Origin of the sequence: Bacteroides salyersiae WAL 10018 = DSM 18765 = JCM 12988, assembly GCF_000381365.1 — a bacterium.
GTDB classification, from domain to species: Bacteria; Bacteroidota; Bacteroidia; order Bacteroidales; family Bacteroidaceae; genus Bacteroides; species Bacteroides salyersiae.
In genome coordinates, this window is sequence record NZ_KB905466.1 from 666151 (window position 1) to 683838 (window position 17688).

The window sequence follows — 17688 nt, forward strand, 5'->3', positions numbered from 1 at the left end:
GGCATAAGTGTACATTCATCTTGGTGATAAATACAGACTTATGCATTCGTTGTCCAATCGTTTTATTATCTTCTGATAATCAATCTATTATCAATCATTTCATAAACACAAAATACACAGCCAGAATCAAACAAAGAAAAGCGGCAAGATGATTCCAGTGTAAAGATTCGCCTTTAAACAATAAGGTGGAAAACACAGTAAACACAATCAGTGTAATCACCTCTTGAATTACTTTCAACTGCATCAACGTAAAGGGACCGCCGTTTCCATTGAATCCGAGCCGGTTGGCCGGTACTTGGCATGAATACTCACTTAACTAAATAGACTTGCCCAAGTGAAATTTTATACCTATATTTACTTCATAATCAACATATTACATTATGATAAAAATTATAGGATACGCACGAGTTTCTACTACAAAACAAGACTTATCTCGACAAAAGCTAAAGATTAAGGAGTTCTGTGAGAACAACAATTATGAGTTAATTGAAATTATTGAGGACTTTGGAATATCTGGTGTGGTTGCAGACAGAAAAGGTTATATCGAATTACAAAGTAAAACCTACAAAGATGCAGACATGATAGTAATCTCTGAGTTATCACGTTTGAGCAGGCAAGAAGATGTAACAGAGACAGTTTACAACATTCAACAGATTATTAATAAAGGATTATCTGTAATACTCTTAGATAGTCCCAGTAAAATTTATGAAGCTAATAAACTTTTAGACATTACAGAAATACTTATCCTCACTATCAAAGCATGGGCAGCAGCACAAGAAAGATTGGATATTAAAAAGAAGAACCAAGATGGGAAGCAAGCTCTCTTCCAAGCTTATCCTTATGCAGTTGTAGACCAAAAAATACCTTATGGATATAAAGCAGTTCCTAACCCCAATGGGAAACGTCCTAAATATATTTTAGAAGAAGTACCAGAAGAAGTAGAGAATATAAAAAGACTCTTCGCTTTAGTAAACTCTGGTAAGACACTGGGAGCAGTAGCCAGATATTTCAATGAAAGGAATATTACTTTTAGAGGATATTACAGCACTGTTGCCATTCTAAGCAACTATATCCATAGTGATATTTATAGAGGAATCAGAAGAAGAACACAGAGATTAGGTAGAGAAGAACCTTATACCATCGAGGTTAGAATAAAACCTATTATCAGTGAAGAGGATTTTATGAAAGCACAAGAACTGATTAAAAACAACTATAAAAATACTCCAACTGGAAAAGTCAATCATAATCCATTAAAAGGAATCATCAGATGTAGATGTGGGAGAGCCATGACTGTAAAAGACAAAAAGCCAGCAGCAGGAATTTCAAAACTAACATATAGATGTAGCTGTGTTGATAGGAAATCTCATCCAGACTTCTGTAAATATAATATTGATGAAGTTTCTTACGACCTTACGAATGAAATATTATATAGTCTTTTCAAATCTATGCACACAGCAGAATATATCAACTTCTTTAGGAACCAAACAGACAATAGAGTTACAGAGCTACAAGAGGAAATAGCTGGAATTGAGAAACGTTTATCTACCCTATATCTTGATAAAGAGAACTTATCTAATGAAAGTCAAGAAAATGCCAACAAGTTTCTACTAACCACCAATCCTACCCTTTTAAACATTATCCAAGAGAAACAGAACCAGTTAGATGAGAAGATAAAATCTATTAATAAAGAAATTATAAGATATAAAAAATCACAAAGTAAAAAGATAGCAGACATCGAAAGGATTAAAGATAATAATGGTAAAGAGAAGCTTCAAAACCTCAGCATCGAAGAACAAGGAGAACTATATCATAAATATTTGGAGAGAGTGAATTATATTCCTGTCACTACTATGCAGGGATATTATATTGTACAGTTCCTTAATGGAATTAAATTCTATATAGCTATCACGAAAGTCAGAAGCATTGCAATGGCTTCTCTCCTATTAGACAACTGGACGATTGATGAAAAAGGAATTATAACAGCGAACTATGATACTTTAAAGTCCAGTGATATGAAGAACTTTAGCATAGAAATGATTAGGAAAACAAAGACTATGACTTTACAAGAATATCTTAAATCAGACCTTGCAAAAGAAAGAGCCTTGCATCTTGACCTTAGTTATAGAGAAAGATATTTAGAAGAACTACATAAAGCAGGGTTGGATGGTAGGCTCAGACCATTAAAAAAGGAATAACTTCATCCTTTTTAATTATCTTTGCTTCCAAACCATATAAGCAAAGATATGAGACCAATTGAAAGACTTGAAGAAACTTATTTCCCTAAAGGCATAGAGTTACTTGAATACATGGAGGAGGTAGCAGTACTTTATGTACCAGATTATGATATAGACCATGAAACAGGAGAACAATATATTTATGGTACAACCGCCTTGCCCTTATTCATAAGAAGATACAATCAGAATAAACTATATGGTAACTTCACATACGAAGATTATATAGCCAATGAGGACATACAAAATACGCTGAAAGGCTTGGGTGTTGATATAGATAAGTTTTGGTTTCTGCTTCTATTCATCTTTGACTATACTTGTGGAACGTGCTTAGATGGAATGAAAGCAACAGGCATTGGAATAGAACAGCTTACCAAATTTGCCAAAGCCATAGCTGACAACCATAAGGAGATTAATCAATTTGGAGTAAGTTTTAAGAAGCCTATTACAGTCTCTGTAAAGGTTGAAGGCAAGCATCAGATAGTAATTGACAATGCCAATGCCATAGGCTACTTGGCTACTACCATCATCAATAACCTAAAGGAGATAGAGGAACATCCTTGGATGCAGAGCCAACAAGTCAGCATGGACACCCATGCAGAAGAAAAGGAATCCGTTCAGATATGGCTGTTCTATAAGATGTTCAATGACTTCTTCAATTTATCCCCATACAATAAGCAGTTTAATGTCAGACAAAAGAAAGGAGGCACCATATCACTCAGTAAGACATTGCTCATATCAAGGCTTATCTACTTCACCAAGCTATCTAAACATAGTAAATTCTCAGATGATGAAGATGTCCTAAAAGGCTACATCAAGCAATATAAAGACAAGAGAATTAATACTGTGAATAGCATATACTTCTAATAACACACTGATAACCAATCAAGTCCTGCTCCGTACCATTAAGAGGGTACATAAAAGCAGGACTTTTTTTCTCTCTTTTAATCCTACCATTATATCCCATCTTTGCATCGTCAAAACGATAGCGGACGAGCTACCAATTTAGAGGGGAAATAAAACCACTCATTAATTTCTCTCTTTTAATCAGCCCAGAAGCCAGTAGCTTTGCAATATCAAAATTAACAAAAGCTGGAGCGCACCAGTCTAAAAACTGCAAAGAAGATATGATGACTATTTATTTTTATGGCAGCAATCGTGAAATCGTAGCAGAGAATGTAAAGAAGTGCTATTCAATGATTGAGAAATATGGCTTTAATGCTGCAATGGGTAAGATTAAGTTAGTTGGCAGCGAGGATTTAACAGGAGAGAAATTATTAAAGGTTTCCATTGTTCCTAAGTCCAATGCCAAACCTCTTTCAATAGACAACTGGATGCTGAATACAGAAGAGGTTACAGATGCCACTGAAAGAGCAGCAGCTAAAGCCCCAGTGGATGGACAACACAGGATGATAGCCATGTTCATACTGGAGGTAGAAGGCTATATTGATTTTAATGAAGAAGAAATGACTGAAACCATTAAGAAACCAGAGAATATGAGTTTGGCATTATTTACAGCCTCTATCAATAACGGCAGACCTTGGAATTACAAAGACTTTAGCAAATCAAAGTTCCAAACAGGAGACGAGAGAATTGATTATATTGAAGCACAAATTCAAGAAACAGGATTGAAGTCTGACGTAATCTATAGCTTTTATACATTAGGGCAACCAGAGGTTAAAGCTAATGTCGCCAAAGACCTTAAATTGGGCATAAATAGACTACCCAAATCTTTAAAGTTAAATGCAACCACCCAAGAGTTAGGCGATAAAGTTCTAAAGGCTTTTAAAAGCAGTAAAATCTCTGAATCTACATACGATAATGGAAGATTAGCAAAAGGATTTAAGCTGTTCTACAATGAATACAAACCAGAGATTAGCCAACTCCAGCAGTTAATCGCCATGATTAGCAAAGATGTGTGGTTTGGTAGTCAGAAGCCAGACGGTAGTGCAGAAGCCAAACAATATTACAAGAATTTTGAAAAATGGTTCCAATATATGAATGAGAGTAACAACAAGTCTGTAGAAACTGCATAACCAACTAACAATAAAGCCCATGTGACAGGTGGGCTTTATTCTTAACCAACTAAATAATAAAACAATGAACCCATATATCATACAATCCAGTTTATATTTAAGCACTATCTACGAAGCAATAATTGCTAAGCAAGAAATACTAAGAGCTAAAATGCAGCAATACAATGATGTCAAGCTCTACTTGTTCAGTTTCATTCTCCCAGAATATAGTTCTAATGAATATATTGCAAATAGCCTCAAACTTTATAATGAAAATGAACTGTTCCCCATTATTATAACTTCCATTACATATAAGGAAGTTAATAATCCAAGAATAGCTTTCAAGAATGAGAATGGAATTATACACTTAGTCCTATGTTTTGAACATAACAAGGAGGATTGACAAGGAGCAGGGAAATGTGAGAGGTTTCCCTGCCTACTTAATACTTCTGAATTGTGGTCTTATCATTAGTTCCCCACTTGTGGAATTACTACTTTTACAGTAGCACAGACAGATAATCCCACCACACAGATTGACGGACTACAAACTATTCAGAATACCAAAATGGAAGAATTTACCTATGAGCAGATAAGGGCTAAGGCTCTTAAACAGGGAATAAAAGATAATAAGGTTCATATTGGATTATGGGCTAATTTTAATAACTATCTAAAGACAAGGAGAAAGAAGAATGGAAAGGTTACTACCTATTATATCCCATTGCAAAAATTGGCTTATTGACAAGATAAAAATTGAAGCAGAGAGATTCATATTGTTAAATCTTTGGGGTGTGCTTATTCACTTTTTACTGCGTGTCTAAACACCCCCTCTCTACACTCCTACGCTACATTCCAATAAGACCCATGCAATGTCCTTACGGACACCGCAAAGGTAATCTGTAAGCTGGGAGTGACTAAAATCAATGATATGTGGATTTATAACAATCATTTCTATAACAAGCTGAGCGAACTTAGAAAATCCAACAGGTTAAGTTCCTCTAAAGTGAGATTCTTATTAAAGACCAACCAAATCATTTTAATTAAACATATTGAGCGATTGCCTTATGAGTTACGAGAAATTACCATTCAAGGAATATACAGTAATGAGCAACAATCTGATTCAGAAGTTAGGTTGTGCTGATGTTTACAGGACATATGTGTTACTATTGACAGCAGACAAATATACATTGACCACTGACACTACAATAGACCAACTTGCATCATTCGTTGGTGATAAACCTGCCAACTATAAAGGTGGTAAGAGTTCCAAATCATTCAATGACAAGTTAAGAGCCACAGGAGAAGTCAGCATACAGGATAAGGACAGTGGTAAGAAAGATAGGACTTGGACTGATTATATATTCTTTCCTGTCAGCTTTGGACATTACAGAAGAATTAACAGGGAGTTTTACGATTCATACAACAATACTCTGGATTTAAAGCTCAGAGGATTTATACTTAAACTGTTCAGTGCAGCAGAGCCATACAGTCATACTATTACCTTATCTGTAAGAATACTGAAAGAACTAATCCACATGGGACATGGCACTATCTCCAGCTACATAGACCAACTAAGGGAGATGGACTTATTGGATGAAGTTGGAGATTCAATCATTTTAAAGGCTAAAGGTTTGCTTATAGACCTACCCAAAGATAAATATGTGGAGGAAGTGAAAGCAGACTTTGAACACATGATAGCATTTAATGAGAGCAGAGGAAACCCCATTTCAAGGGAGTGCATGATTTACAAGAAGTACAAGGAGAATAATTTTGAGGAAGTAAAGGATATGCACGCTCTTATGAAATCATTATCAAGTGGGTTGGTAGGCAGAAAGCAGGAGGTAAAAGACAAGGAAGAACTGCCAGATTTAACCTTATAAAGATATGGCAATAAAAGCTCCAGACTACTAAAAAGATTTAGAGTTCTTTCTTTTAAAGGCATATTAGTTATATATTTGCAATATAACCTTATACATCAATTCAATGGCACAAATTTATCCTGACTTCTATACAATCCAGCATCTCCGCCAACCAGCAACAGAAGGAGAACTAATCCTATTAGACTTTTTACAAAAGAATCTAAATATGGAGTTCGAGATATATTACCATCCTTTCATAAATGGTGACAGACCCAATATTGTTATTCTTAAAAAGGGATGTGGAGCTATAATCATATCTGTAAATGATTGGGATTTAACTGACTATGCTATTAATGATGATTTGGATTGGTGGAATAATTCAACTTCAACAAAGGTTCAATCACCTTTCTCTCAAATAAATTACTATAAAGAGAATCTTGTCTCATTACACATAAGTACTTTCTTAGAGAAGAAAATGAATAAGTGGTACTATTCAAATATTATATATACACTTGTTTACTTCCATAAGATGTCCCAAGATAATATTGAGAAGTTTATACATGAGAATATATCCAAGGAAGATAATAAGACCAAATTTTTAAAAGACATAAAATATATACAATATTGGGGATATGATTCTCTTACACTGCAAAACTTAGAAGAATATTTCAGCAAGATAAGAATAGAACAACCTTCTTTCTTATTTGATGAAGATATTTACAATAATTTCAAACGCTACCTCAAGCCACCTTTTCATCAATTAGAAGAAGGGATTGATATTAAGTACACTAAAGCACAAGCAGAACTTATTAGAAGTGAAAGCAGACCCAGACGTAAAATAAAAGGGATTGCAGGAAGTGGTAAAACTCTTGTCCTTGCAAAGAGAGCTGTCAATGCATATCTAAGAACTAATAGTGAAATATTAATTCTAACATTTAATCTATCCCTTAAGAATTACATTCGCGACAAAATCAATGATGTAAGAGAGAGTTATCCTTGGGAGAAATTCTATATCACCAACTATCATCAGTTTATTAAATCAGAAGCAAACAACTATAACCTACCCATAAAAGGATTAAAATCTTATACGGATATTAATTTCTTTGAGCCTGTAAAGAATCACATTAAGAAGTACAAGGCTATATTCATAGATGAGGTACAAGACTACCAAACTGAATGGCTGGAAATAATTACCAAATATTTCTTATACGAGGATAGTGAATTTGTTGTGTTTGGAGATGAGAAACAAAATATTTACAGAAGACCGTTAGATGAGAACAAAGAACCAATAATTAAAACAATCGCAGGAAACTGGAACAAGTCTCTCAACGCTTCCAAAAGATTCACAAGTGAAATAGGGAAGTTAGCGATGAAGTTCCAGCACCATTTCTTAGAGAATAAATACACCATTGACAATATGGTTGTGTTAGATAACCCTATGCTTGATTTTGAACAAAGGAATATTAAATATGCCAATATTGGAGCGAAAGCCAGCACAGAAAGGATATTCAATATCTATAAAGGGACTTGTAAGAAATATTGCCTTAACCCAGCAGACATTACTATTCTATCTGGTACTGCTGATATTTTAAGAGAAATAGAATACTCTATAAGAACTCAATTAAAAGAGAATACAACCACTACATTTGAAACTAAAGAAGAATATGATAAAAGCGAATTAGAGACCAAATCTAAAAACAACTTTGAAGAGAGGATAAATACAATCAGACGATACAGAAGAAATCACTTCTCAATAAAAACAGGAACTGTAAAGCTATCTTCTATACACAGCTTTAAGGGCTGGGAATCACACACAATCTTTTTAATCATTGAGCCACATAAAAGTGATTCTATACAAGATTTTGAATCTGTTGAGCTTATATATACTGCGATAACAAGGGCACAAGTTAATTTATTCATTCTCAATATAGGTAATGAAAAGTACGATTCATTCTTTAATGACAATATCCAAAATTAATCTAACAGAACCACAAGCGAGACACCCCTACCCACATAAACACCCCCTTATAGCTCTTAAATAAAAAAGAATGCTTTAACAATGCAGTCTGACTGCTGACAGAAATAAGCATTCTTTTTAATCTGAGAGGGGGCACGATGTACTATTGCCACAGCCTACCAATAATTTACTAATGCTCCTCATTCCCTTTGAAAGAATCTTTAGGGAAAGACATAGAACAGCCTAAGATGCAAACGAAGTAATTCACTTGTGTTTTAGGTTTGTTCTTGTTAAATCCATTCAATCAATAACCATTTAATTCAATTTCATTATGAGAGATTTAGTAATTATGCCAGCTATGGCACAGCGTAGAGAATCATTAAACATGGGTGAGTTTGCAGAAGAAGCAATTATTGTGGAAGAAGTTGCAGCACCCAAAAGAGTAAATCATTTCATTGAAGCCAATACACAGGAAGTAACCTTGCAGCATCTACAACAAGACTGCATCATTCCAAGTTTTGCATCAATGGAAGAAACCATTAGTCACCAATCCTTTATAGGTGCAGTAGTGGATGCAGCTAAGGATTACTTTCATGGAGAACAGTTTGATATGCCAGAGATAAGAATCTCACATCCTATCAATGGTAGAATACCAAGTGCATTAGGTAAGAAGGCTTCTGAACTGACAGACGAAGAGAAAACTTTGTTCTATCAGAGAATGTGCTTCTGCTTTGAAATTCCATCCATTGTACACGATGAATACGGTAATCGTTTAGCTTTATCCATTGGTGGAGTGAGAGCATATAACGAGATTAACCTATACAGTAAGAAGTCTGTTGAGAGATTTAAAATCTTCATAGGCTTTAGAAATAGAGTTTGCAGTAATCTTATGCTCACCACTGATGGCTTACAGGATAAGGTAGAAGTTCTAAGCACGCAAGAACTATATGCAGCAGCATTGAATCTGTTCCATGCTTACAACCCATCCAAAGACCTGCATCTATTAAGAACACTTGGGCAGATGTCAATCTCCACAAGCGAGTTCTGTCAGATAATAGGCAGGATGAGATTATATCAAGCTCTTACACCCAACCAACAGAAACGCTTACCTCGTCTATTGTTAGGAGACAGTCAGATTAATGCGGCTTGCAGGGCATTCGTTTCTGATGCAAACTTCAAGAGTACAGGGGATAGCATTACAGGCTGGCAGCTCTTAAACCTGCTCAATGGTTCTGTAAAGTCAAGTTACATAGATAACTTCTTGGAAAGGAATCTTAACTGCACAGAGTTTGTACAAGGCATTCAACGTGCTAAATTAGGAGATAGTGAATACGCTTGGTTCTTGGGCTGAGTGGATTGTTGATTGAGAGAGGAAAGGGCAGCTGTTCAATTAGTTGTCCTTTCTTCATTTTATCAATCATCAAATATTACAATCATGAATAAATCTAAAATTGAAAATGCTATCAATCATATCACCTCTTTACAAGAAAGACTATGCTACTGTGAGAACAACCTACAATACATCAAACGCTTGCAAGCACTTAAATATTGGCTGCACAAGTTTGATTCATTTTTAGATAGGAACAGCAAACAGCATGGTGAATATGCAGCAGTTTATGAAAGTTACTTCCATACTTGTTGCGGGTTCTCATTCTACGACAGAGTTTGTAACTCAATTCTTGTTTATGAATATGGTGACAGACCATTTTAAAGAATTAATGCAAAAAGAAAGAACATTATTTTAAGTGTTCTTTCTGGCATTGTTCTATTAGTCCTTGCAAATATTCATCACTTACAGAACAAAGTAAGGTCTTAGCGGTTGAAGATTTCTTAAAATCTATATTATATCGTTTTATCTCGTTTTTATAGATTTCTTTAATTGCTACCAATGTTGAATTTAAATTAACAATAGATAAACTTAATATAGGTTCAAACAACTCCTCGCTCTTGTCCAAGTCACAATTACTTATACTTAAGCCATGTACAAACACTGATAAATAACTTGCATAAGTTGAGAAAGAGGGATTTGAATCGACCATTTTATATAAAGAGTTCCAAGTAAATTGATTTTTCTCTTTGGGGTTAAGAAGAGGTTTTAAACTCTTATATTTCCAATTTGCATTCTCAATAATCTGATTAACAATTTTATTATTATTATAGAGTGGGCTTCTTTTTAATTCTTTAATTATGAATTCCTTTGCAATCATATCAGATTTATTAGTATCTCTTACTTGGGTTACTAATGCTATAAACTCATCTTCTTTAATTCGTCCATTATTAACTATTTGATTATAATCTGGATAATCCTTATATCTACAAAGAATTCCATCCAAAACATATAAATAATGTTTGAACACCTTTTCATCTTCGTTGGAGTTCATATATACATGATAGATAGTGGCTAAATTATCAATAATATTTCTACATAAGGTACAAGCTGATACATAATCATGGTTATGTGAATAAATAAGGAATATAGACTCCCATGTTTCTAACATTTTTTTTACAAGTCGCAATACATAGCTGGGAATATCATTAATTCCATCATTATTATACAACTTTTGTAATTCAGTAGTCAAATAGTCTAATTCTGAGAATGCAAATAAATAGACATCCTCATAATTCCATCCCATTCTTTCTGCTTCTGGATAAGAAATTCTCATAATTAATTAATTTATATCCAAAGATAATCGTTTGAATACAATAAACAAAATATTCACTTTGATAATTAGTGAATGTTCCTTTAGTAATCAATGAGTTAGTAAATCCAACTCAGAATTAATATTCACTTCTATTTATTTCATTATAAAACAGAACATTATGTCACTTAAATATTCAAGCACAACGGCAGACTATCTTGTTTGGTCTGATGCAATGAACCTCATAAGGAAGTTAGCCAAAGACGAGAATTATAAAATCTCACTTCTTATAGCTTTGGGATGCTTCACAGGATTAAGAATATCTGATATTCTATCTCTAAGGTGGAACCAGATATTAGGTACTGACGAGTTTACAGTAATTGAGAAGAAGACAGGCAAGGTAAGAACTATCAGACTGAACCCACAATTACAACAGCACATTAAAGAGTGCTACGAGCATATAAATCCAGTTGGAATCAATGCACCAATTCTTATAAGTCAGAAAGGCACTATCTTCACAGTTCAGAGAATTAACATCATTCTTAAAGAGGTGAAGAAGAAGTACAAGTTAAAGATTAAGAACTTTAGCTGCCATTCACTTAGAAAGACTTTTGGTAGGCAGGTCTATAACATGAACAGTGATAATGCTGAACTTGCCTTAGTAAAGCTGATGGAACTATTCAACCATAGTTCTGTTGCCATTACTAAAAGATACTTGGGGTTAAGACAGGAGGAAATATTGCAGACTTATGACTGTTTGAGCTTCTGATAATTGGGACAGGATTATTAAGATTCACCTTATATGGTGGTCTGAATGGTTCTGTCCCCAATCCATGAAATATTGAGCTTAGATACATCTAAAGTCCAATCTTGGTAGTTTGGCATTTCAGCCTTATAGAAGTAAGTCAATTCCATTAATTTACAGAGTTTAGAACGATTTCAACTCTTATTAGTTAAGCCACAGGTAGCACTTCTTGAATATCCAACAATATGCTGACTTAAAGATAGTAATTCAAGGCAGGTTAGAATATTCAGAATTCAGTCTTTATATAGGGAGAAGTGAATTTGATACCCACATGGATTTACAGAGTTCAGATGCAACTCTGCTTAAATACCCTATTAATTCCCTGTTTAGTAACACAATAATTACTATTAATCTTCACTCCATGCTGATTGATTTAAAACCTTTTGTTATCTTTGCACCAATTCCAATGAACTAATGAGATAGGGAGTTGGAAGGACATATTTAACGAAAGGTGTTATTGAAATTATCTTCTACTGACAAATTCTCGCAAAATTTGAAATGGAGTGAAGATGGTAGCAATAGCACCCACATCATTTGTTATATACCTACCTTTTATAAGGTTTCTATATCTCAAACTGGTGTGGGGCTATTGTTTTATCCACTCCAAAGGCAATGCGAGAAGCCAGTCAGTAGGGTAAAACATATATAGTTCCCACACCTTTTTTATTTTAAATAGCTTATCCATAGGGAACAGGTAGGCATAATATCATTATTATGGAATTAGTTAATAGTTTAAGTGCCAAAAGTCCTCTATGCTATGATACAGGGTGTAGATTATATATGCCTTCATCATTCTTAGAGAAATCCTTTAAGTTACCATATATCGAATACACTACTAAAGGCAGAATAAGTAAGAAAGAACGAGAAGAAAAATATATTCTAAAAGAATGGGATAAACTTAGATTCTTATATAACTGCATGAGTCAATGTACAGACTTTTGCATATCTCAAGATGAAGTAGATTACTTATTATCTGATTCCTTCAAGACTTTATGTAACATATTTCAAAAAGCATACCCACCTGTTATTGATGAAGATGGATGCTTAATCATTAAATCTTTTGATGAGCCACCTAGAACTTATGTCCCTATAGCTAATCATGTGGGAGAATATTGTAGATATAAAATAGAATATTTTCCAGAAGAGGGTACATTATATGTTCAAACCACTAAGAAAGGAGATACTAAGAGTGAAATTAGAAATCTTAAAGTTGAATGCTCATTCGAGTTTTATAAATATCTACAAATATATTGGGGCATAGCATATATTGAATACCTGTCTGAAGGGGGTGAATATAATTGTTGCCCTAAATATGAAACACGCAGAATTTATGACGCTATAGATAGAGGCATGATTAGAACAATGAAATCAATATAATAACAATGAAATCAATTAGATTATTGGCAACCTCACTATTGGTTGCATTAAGCATGGGAGTTTGTTCCTGTGGGGACGATGAATTGGAGGTAAATCCACCTTTAACCAATGTAGAACAAATGTGCTTGGAATATGGAATTACAGACTATAAGAATATCGAATTGCTAAGTCTGTTTGAACATGGAAATAATACTATTATCAATTTAGGTCAAGCAAACTTCTCTGGACTAAAGGATGATAAGCTATGGCTTGCATCATTCAACGTAGAGAACAAATCACCTATTATTAATTGGACTGACGAGTTGCCATTTAACAGGAATCGCAGAATTTACAAAGGCTATGGAGAATATGAAGATGTTACGATTCAACAGATAACTCTGTTACAAGTAATGCCATTCAATCAAGACTTTGTCGCATCATTAAGTTACAGCTTTGGAAAAGACTATAGCTACTATGCCTTACTTTTCAAACAGAGTTCACAAACTAAAGAAGTTCAAATTAAAGAGGGTGGTTTCGGCATAGGCTTATGGTACGAAAACTCTATCATAAACAACAGATGTTGCTACTCGCTGTCTGGAGATACTATCTATGTAGCAGAGAAAGGTTTTGGATTTTCCAATAATGTAGGAACTCTCTATACTTCTGAACTTTTATCTTATGAAGAAGCAATCTACAGTCATAGAGATAATAAAGGCTTCTTCGTGGGTAAAAGAAGTTTTAAATTGGGAGAGGATTTATGGCATATCCAAGTACCACAGCTTAACGATGAACCTGCTGATGCCAAGATTGAGGTCAGTGTAGAAGATAAATCTACGCCAGTTTGGAAGTTCAATGTCAATATTACACATTATGATGGGGCTAAGAAGAATGTAACATTTGAAGTAGATACTGATAATGGTACAATCAAAGGACAGGATGATTATGCTTCCCTCATTATAGGTAAATGGAAGATGACAAGTGGTAATGCTGTTGCCACCCATGTAACTTATAAGAATGATGGTACATTTGAATACACAAGTACAGAAGATGGCTCTTATAACGAAGTGGGCAAGTACAAGATAGACGGTAAGAAACTCTATGAAATGTACAGTGATGAAGATGAATGGATTATCAATGATATCCTGTTACTTAATTCAATGACCTTATCAGTGCAGGAATTGGAAGCTGATGGAGTTACCCCCACAGGTCAGAAGTACTCTTATCAGAGAGTGGAATAAAGGACTTATTCATACTAAAAGTGAGCAGCATTTGAGGAAACTCTTATGCTACTCTCTTCTATAACTATTTCATAAATACAAAATAGACAGCCAATATTAAGCAAACAAAGGCAGCTACATGATTCCAGTGCAAAGCTTCACCTTTAAAGAATACAGTTGTAAAAACTGTGAATATAATAAGAGTTATTACTTCTTGAAGAACCTTCAACTGCATCAAGGAAAATGGTCCTCCATTACCAATATATCCAATGCGATTCGCTGGAATTTGACAAGAATACTCAAGAAAAGCAATTGACCAACTAAAGGCTATTACCCCTATCAATGGAAGAGTAGCAAACCAAGAATATTCCTGTTTCATCTTTAAATGACCATACCAAGCAAAAGTCATGAAGACATTCGATACTATAAGCAATAAAATTGTGTAGAGAGCTTTCATATTATTCTAATTCTACTATACATTATTATATATATCAACGTAAAGTGTTAAATTCCCAGTTGGGTTTTTCTATTTTATTATACTCGGCAAGAGCAATCAGCCAGGAAAACAATATAACGCCATACAACGGCCAATTGCTTATCACTTTAGTCTCCTGCAATTTTAAGTGCCCATACCATGCAAACGTCATGAATATATTCGAAACAATCAACAACGAAACAGCATAAATACCTTTCATCATATTTTTTCTGCTTTTAATATAACCTAATCTATTTTATCGGGTAATAACTCTTCCTGTACATTTGTCATACTTCCCCACAAGCTATAACGTGCTTCGGGATTCATCGCTTCAAGCTGTTGCAAAATACCTTTCATATCACTGCGACTCGACTGGGATTCATAAGGGCAGTTTTTCACCTGCTTCCGATATTCATGTAACGCAGCAAGCTCTGTCAGGTCTTTTTCGTGTACCAGACACATCGGACGGATGATGGTCATATCGAACTTTTTCATTGCCAACTTAGGAGGCATCGTAGAGAAAGCACCTTGAAAAGTTATATTCATCAATAATGTTTCAAGGATATCATCCATATGATGTCCTAATGCTATTTTGTTGCATCCCTGCTCTTTGGCAACCGTAAAAAGAGCTTTCCGTCTATTCCAGGAGCAAAGAAAACAAGGCGACTTACGAGTGTCGGTAGTTGGATCGAAAGAGGTCTCATACACCACCAAAGGCACTCCGAAAGCCTCGGTATGTGCTTTCAGATATTCCAAATCGCTCTGATAAGGAATATTTTTCATTACTACATGTACGGCTACGACCGAAAATCGGGGTTTGAATATTTTCGCCCGCTTTCCCAATAACTCGACTAAGGCCAGTGAATCCTTTCCGCCCGAAAGACCGATTAGGATTTTATCACCTTCTTCTATCAGCCCATACTGCACCACTCCCTTATTAAACCGCCGCTCAATGCCGCGCAAGGTCTGTTCTTCTTCTGTAAACTTTGCCATATTTATAAAATCGGCTGCAAAAGTAAGCGAAAAGAATGATTTAAAGAAGAATTAACATAATAGAATAACAGTAAAACAGAGAATATTCCCGATTAATTTGTATTTTTGAACTTCTGAATTGCTACAAGTCACAAACCCTTGGTAGCAAGTAGTTTTGCAAAAGAGCAACGGACTCATTATCGGTCTTCCTTTGTTCGTAACTTGTAACTTAAAAGACAATGAAGAAAAAACATATCTTATTCTTTTTATTCTGCTTTGTACTGATAGGCATTTCTGCACAAACACTGGAGCAGGCTAAAGTCATGTTCAACAAAAAACAATACAGCGAGGCCAAGCCTGTTTTCAAGAAATACGTAAAATCTCAACCGGCTAACGGCAATTATAATTTGTGGTACGGTGTCTGCTGCCTGAAGACAGGAGAACCGCAGGAAGCCGTGAAATATTTAGAAACAGCCGTCAAGAAGCGCATTCCCAGCGGACAATTGTACTTGGCAGAAACTTACAATGACCTGTATCGCTTTGAAGACGCCGTTAAAAATTACGAAGCTTACATAGAAGATCTTACCAAAAAGAAAAAACCGACCGAAGAAGCCGAGAAGTTATTGGACAAGGCCAAAGCCAATCTCCGTATGTTGAAAGGTGTGGAAGAGGTATGCATCATCGACAGTTTTGTTGTAGATAAAGCGAACTTTCTCGATACTTATAAAATAAGCGAAGAATCAGGAAAGTTGTTCACGTATAATAAATTCTTCAAAACAGAAGGAGACCATCCGGGAACTGTGTATGAAACCGAACTCGCCAACAAGATATATTATAGCGAAAAGGATAAGAACGGTTTGCTCAATATTTTTTCTAAAAATAAAATGCTCGATGAATGGAGCAAGGGATGGGAACTTCCAAGTAGCATAAACGCTTCGGGAAATACAAACTATCCATACGTCTTGACAGATGGAGTAACCATTTATTACGCTTCGGACGGAGAAAGCTCCATCGGTGGATATGATATCTTCGTAACACGTTATAACACGGCCACCGATACGTACATGAGACCGGAAAATGTGGGTATGCCTTTCAATTCTCCATACAATGATTATATGTATGTGATCGATGAATACAACAATTTAGGTTGGTTTGCCTCAGACCGCTATCAACCGGAGGGGAAAGTCTGCATCTATGTTTTTATTCCGAACGAATCCAAGCAAGTATATAATTACGAAGCAATGGACCCGAAGCAAATAGTAGCCCTTGCCCAACTTCATTCGCTGAAAACAACCTGGAAAGATCAAAAGGAAGTGGATAGCGCCCGGAAAAGGCTGGAAGATGCCATCAATCATAAGCCTCAGGAACAGTTTGTAGCTGATTTTGAATTTGTGATCGATGATCATGCAACGTACTATCACCTGGATGATTTCAAATCTCCACAAGCGAAAGATCTCTTCAAAAGATATCAGACAAAAGAAAAAGATTATCGCCAGCAAGAAAATAAGCTGGACAACCAACGGCAGTGGTATGCACGTGCCAATAAAGAAGAAAAAGCTAAAATAGCTCCCTCTATCCTCGATCTTGAAAAACGGGTAAGACAAATGTCCCGTGAACTTGATGAAGAGGCTATCATCATCCGCAATACAGAAATACAATATAAAAAATAACAAAACTATGGACGTACTGATAATCATTGTACTCATCATCGCTGCAGTTATACTGTTTCTGGTGGAGTTATTCGTTATTCCGGGAATCAGCTTTGCAGGGATCGCAGCACTGGGATGTATTATTTTTGCCAACTATTATGCATTTGCCAATCTCGGTACGGGGGCAGGATTTATCACATTGGTCGTATCGGGTGTGGCCTGCGTCGGCTCACTGGTCGGTTTCATGCGTTCAAAAACACTGGACAAGCTGGCTCTAAAGAAAGATATAACTTCCAAAATAGACAACAGTGCCGCAAATAAAATCAAAGTAGGCGATATGGGTATAACCACCACCCGCCTGGCACAAATCGGTTATGCCGAAATTGAAGGTAACATCATAGAAGTAAAATCGACAGAAGGATTGCTGGACGAGAAGACTCCGATTATCGTTAACCGTATCGCTGACGGCACTATCTTTGTAGAAAAACAAAAACCATAATATTCACTTAATTCAAA

The 17688-nt window shown here is 35.3% G+C and carries 17 protein-coding genes and 1 pseudogene; 13 read left to right on the forward strand and 5 right to left on the reverse strand.

Annotation, left to right across the window (positions count from 1 at the left end; translation table 11 throughout):
* Window positions 1-94: 94 nt before the first annotated feature.
* Window positions 95-310 (reverse strand): annotated as a pseudogene (locus tag HMPREF1532_RS02685) (DMT family protein); the annotation flags it as partial.
* Window positions 311-380: 70 nt separating this feature from the next.
* Between HMPREF1532_RS02685 and HMPREF1532_RS02690 the strand changes: the two are divergent.
* From HMPREF1532_RS02690 to HMPREF1532_RS21685, 8 genes are all read left to right on the forward strand, one after another.
* The gene (locus tag HMPREF1532_RS02690) at window positions 381-2195 is read left to right on the forward strand and encodes a recombinase family protein (protein ID WP_005924447.1); all 1815 of its coding nucleotides are present in this window, start codon (window positions 381-383) and stop codon (window positions 2193-2195) included.
* Window positions 2196-2243: 48 nt separating this feature from the next.
* Window positions 2244-3098 carry a hypothetical protein gene (locus HMPREF1532_RS02695; RefSeq protein ID WP_005924449.1) on the forward strand — a complete coding sequence of 285 codons (855 nt, stop codon included), beginning with the start codon at window positions 2244-2246 and terminating at the stop codon, window positions 3096-3098.
* Window positions 3099-3358: 260 nt separating this feature from the next.
* Window positions 3359-4267, forward strand: a complete 909-nt coding sequence (locus HMPREF1532_RS02700) for a hypothetical protein (RefSeq protein WP_005924455.1) — start codon at window positions 3359-3361, stop codon at window positions 4265-4267.
* Window positions 4268-4811: 544 nt separating this feature from the next.
* Window positions 4812-4985, forward strand: a complete 174-nt coding sequence (locus tag HMPREF1532_RS21465; RefSeq protein ID WP_167556077.1) for a hypothetical protein — start codon at window positions 4812-4814, stop codon at window positions 4983-4985.
* A 322-nt stretch (window positions 4986-5307) separates the two neighbouring features.
* Window positions 5308-6123 carry a hypothetical protein gene (locus HMPREF1532_RS02710; RefSeq protein ID WP_005924460.1) on the forward strand — a complete coding sequence of 272 codons (816 nt, stop codon included), beginning with the start codon at window positions 5308-5310 and terminating at the stop codon, window positions 6121-6123.
* 103 nt (window positions 6124-6226) lie between these two features.
* Window positions 6227-8080: an AAA family ATPase gene (locus HMPREF1532_RS02715; RefSeq protein ID WP_005924463.1), complete on the forward strand. Its 1854-nt coding sequence runs from the start codon at window positions 6227-6229 to the stop codon at window positions 8078-8080.
* A gap of 310 nt (window positions 8081-8390) precedes the next feature.
* Window positions 8391-9410 (forward strand): DUF3871 family protein, encoded by a 1020-nt coding sequence (locus HMPREF1532_RS02720; protein ID WP_005924465.1) that lies wholly within the window; start codon window positions 8391-8393, stop codon window positions 9408-9410.
* Between the two features lie 84 nt (window positions 9411-9494).
* A complete protein-coding gene (locus HMPREF1532_RS21685; RefSeq protein ID WP_081623156.1) occupies window positions 9495-9770 on the forward strand; it encodes a hypothetical protein in 276 nt (91 codons plus the stop codon).
* A gap of 25 nt (window positions 9771-9795) precedes the next feature.
* Here the strand turns inward: HMPREF1532_RS21685 and HMPREF1532_RS02730 are convergent, their stop codons facing one another.
* Entirely contained in the window at window positions 9796-10722 is a 927-nt protein-coding gene (locus HMPREF1532_RS02730; protein WP_005924467.1) for a hypothetical protein, read from the reverse strand.
* A gap of 157 nt (window positions 10723-10879) precedes the next feature.
* Here HMPREF1532_RS02730 and HMPREF1532_RS02735 point away from each other — a divergent pair, with 157 nt between their 5' ends.
* From HMPREF1532_RS02735 to HMPREF1532_RS02745, 3 genes are all read left to right on the forward strand, one after another.
* A complete protein-coding gene (locus HMPREF1532_RS02735) occupies window positions 10880-11467 on the forward strand; it encodes a tyrosine-type recombinase/integrase (protein ID WP_005924469.1) in 588 nt (195 codons plus the stop codon).
* A 750-nt stretch (window positions 11468-12217) separates the two neighbouring features.
* The gene (locus HMPREF1532_RS02740) at window positions 12218-12880 is read left to right on the forward strand and encodes a hypothetical protein (protein ID WP_005924471.1); all 663 of its coding nucleotides are present in this window, start codon (window positions 12218-12220) and stop codon (window positions 12878-12880) included.
* Between the two features lie 5 nt (window positions 12881-12885).
* Window positions 12886-14097: a hypothetical protein gene (locus tag HMPREF1532_RS02745; protein ID WP_005924472.1), complete on the forward strand. Its 1212-nt coding sequence runs from the start codon at window positions 12886-12888 to the stop codon at window positions 14095-14097.
* Window positions 14098-14161: 64 nt separating this feature from the next.
* On the opposite strand, the gene HMPREF1532_RS02750 is transcribed toward HMPREF1532_RS02745, so the two are convergent.
* The 3 genes from HMPREF1532_RS02750 to HMPREF1532_RS02760 are packed head-to-tail and all read right to left on the reverse strand — an operon-like array spanning window position 14162 to window position 15544.
* Window positions 14162-14533, reverse strand: a complete 372-nt coding sequence (locus tag HMPREF1532_RS02750) for a DMT family protein (protein ID WP_005924473.1) — start codon at window positions 14531-14533, stop codon at window positions 14162-14164.
* Between the two features lie 34 nt (window positions 14534-14567).
* Window positions 14568-14774: a DMT family protein gene (locus HMPREF1532_RS02755; protein ID WP_005924474.1), complete on the reverse strand. Its 207-nt coding sequence runs from the start codon at window positions 14772-14774 to the stop codon at window positions 14568-14570.
* A 23-nt stretch (window positions 14775-14797) separates the two neighbouring features.
* Entirely contained in the window at window positions 14798-15544 is a 747-nt protein-coding gene (locus tag HMPREF1532_RS02760) for a PP-loop family protein (protein WP_005924476.1), read from the reverse strand.
* A gap of 218 nt (window positions 15545-15762) precedes the next feature.
* Between HMPREF1532_RS02760 and HMPREF1532_RS02765 the strand changes: the two genes are divergently transcribed.
* Complete coding sequence (locus HMPREF1532_RS02765; RefSeq protein ID WP_005924477.1) at window positions 15763-17193, forward strand: tetratricopeptide repeat protein; 1431 nt, start codon at window positions 15763-15765, stop codon at window positions 17191-17193.
* Between the two features lie 7 nt (window positions 17194-17200).
* Entirely contained in the window at window positions 17201-17671 is a 471-nt protein-coding gene (locus HMPREF1532_RS02770; protein WP_005924479.1) for an NfeD family protein, read from the forward strand.
* Window positions 17672-17688: the final 17 nt, after the last annotated feature.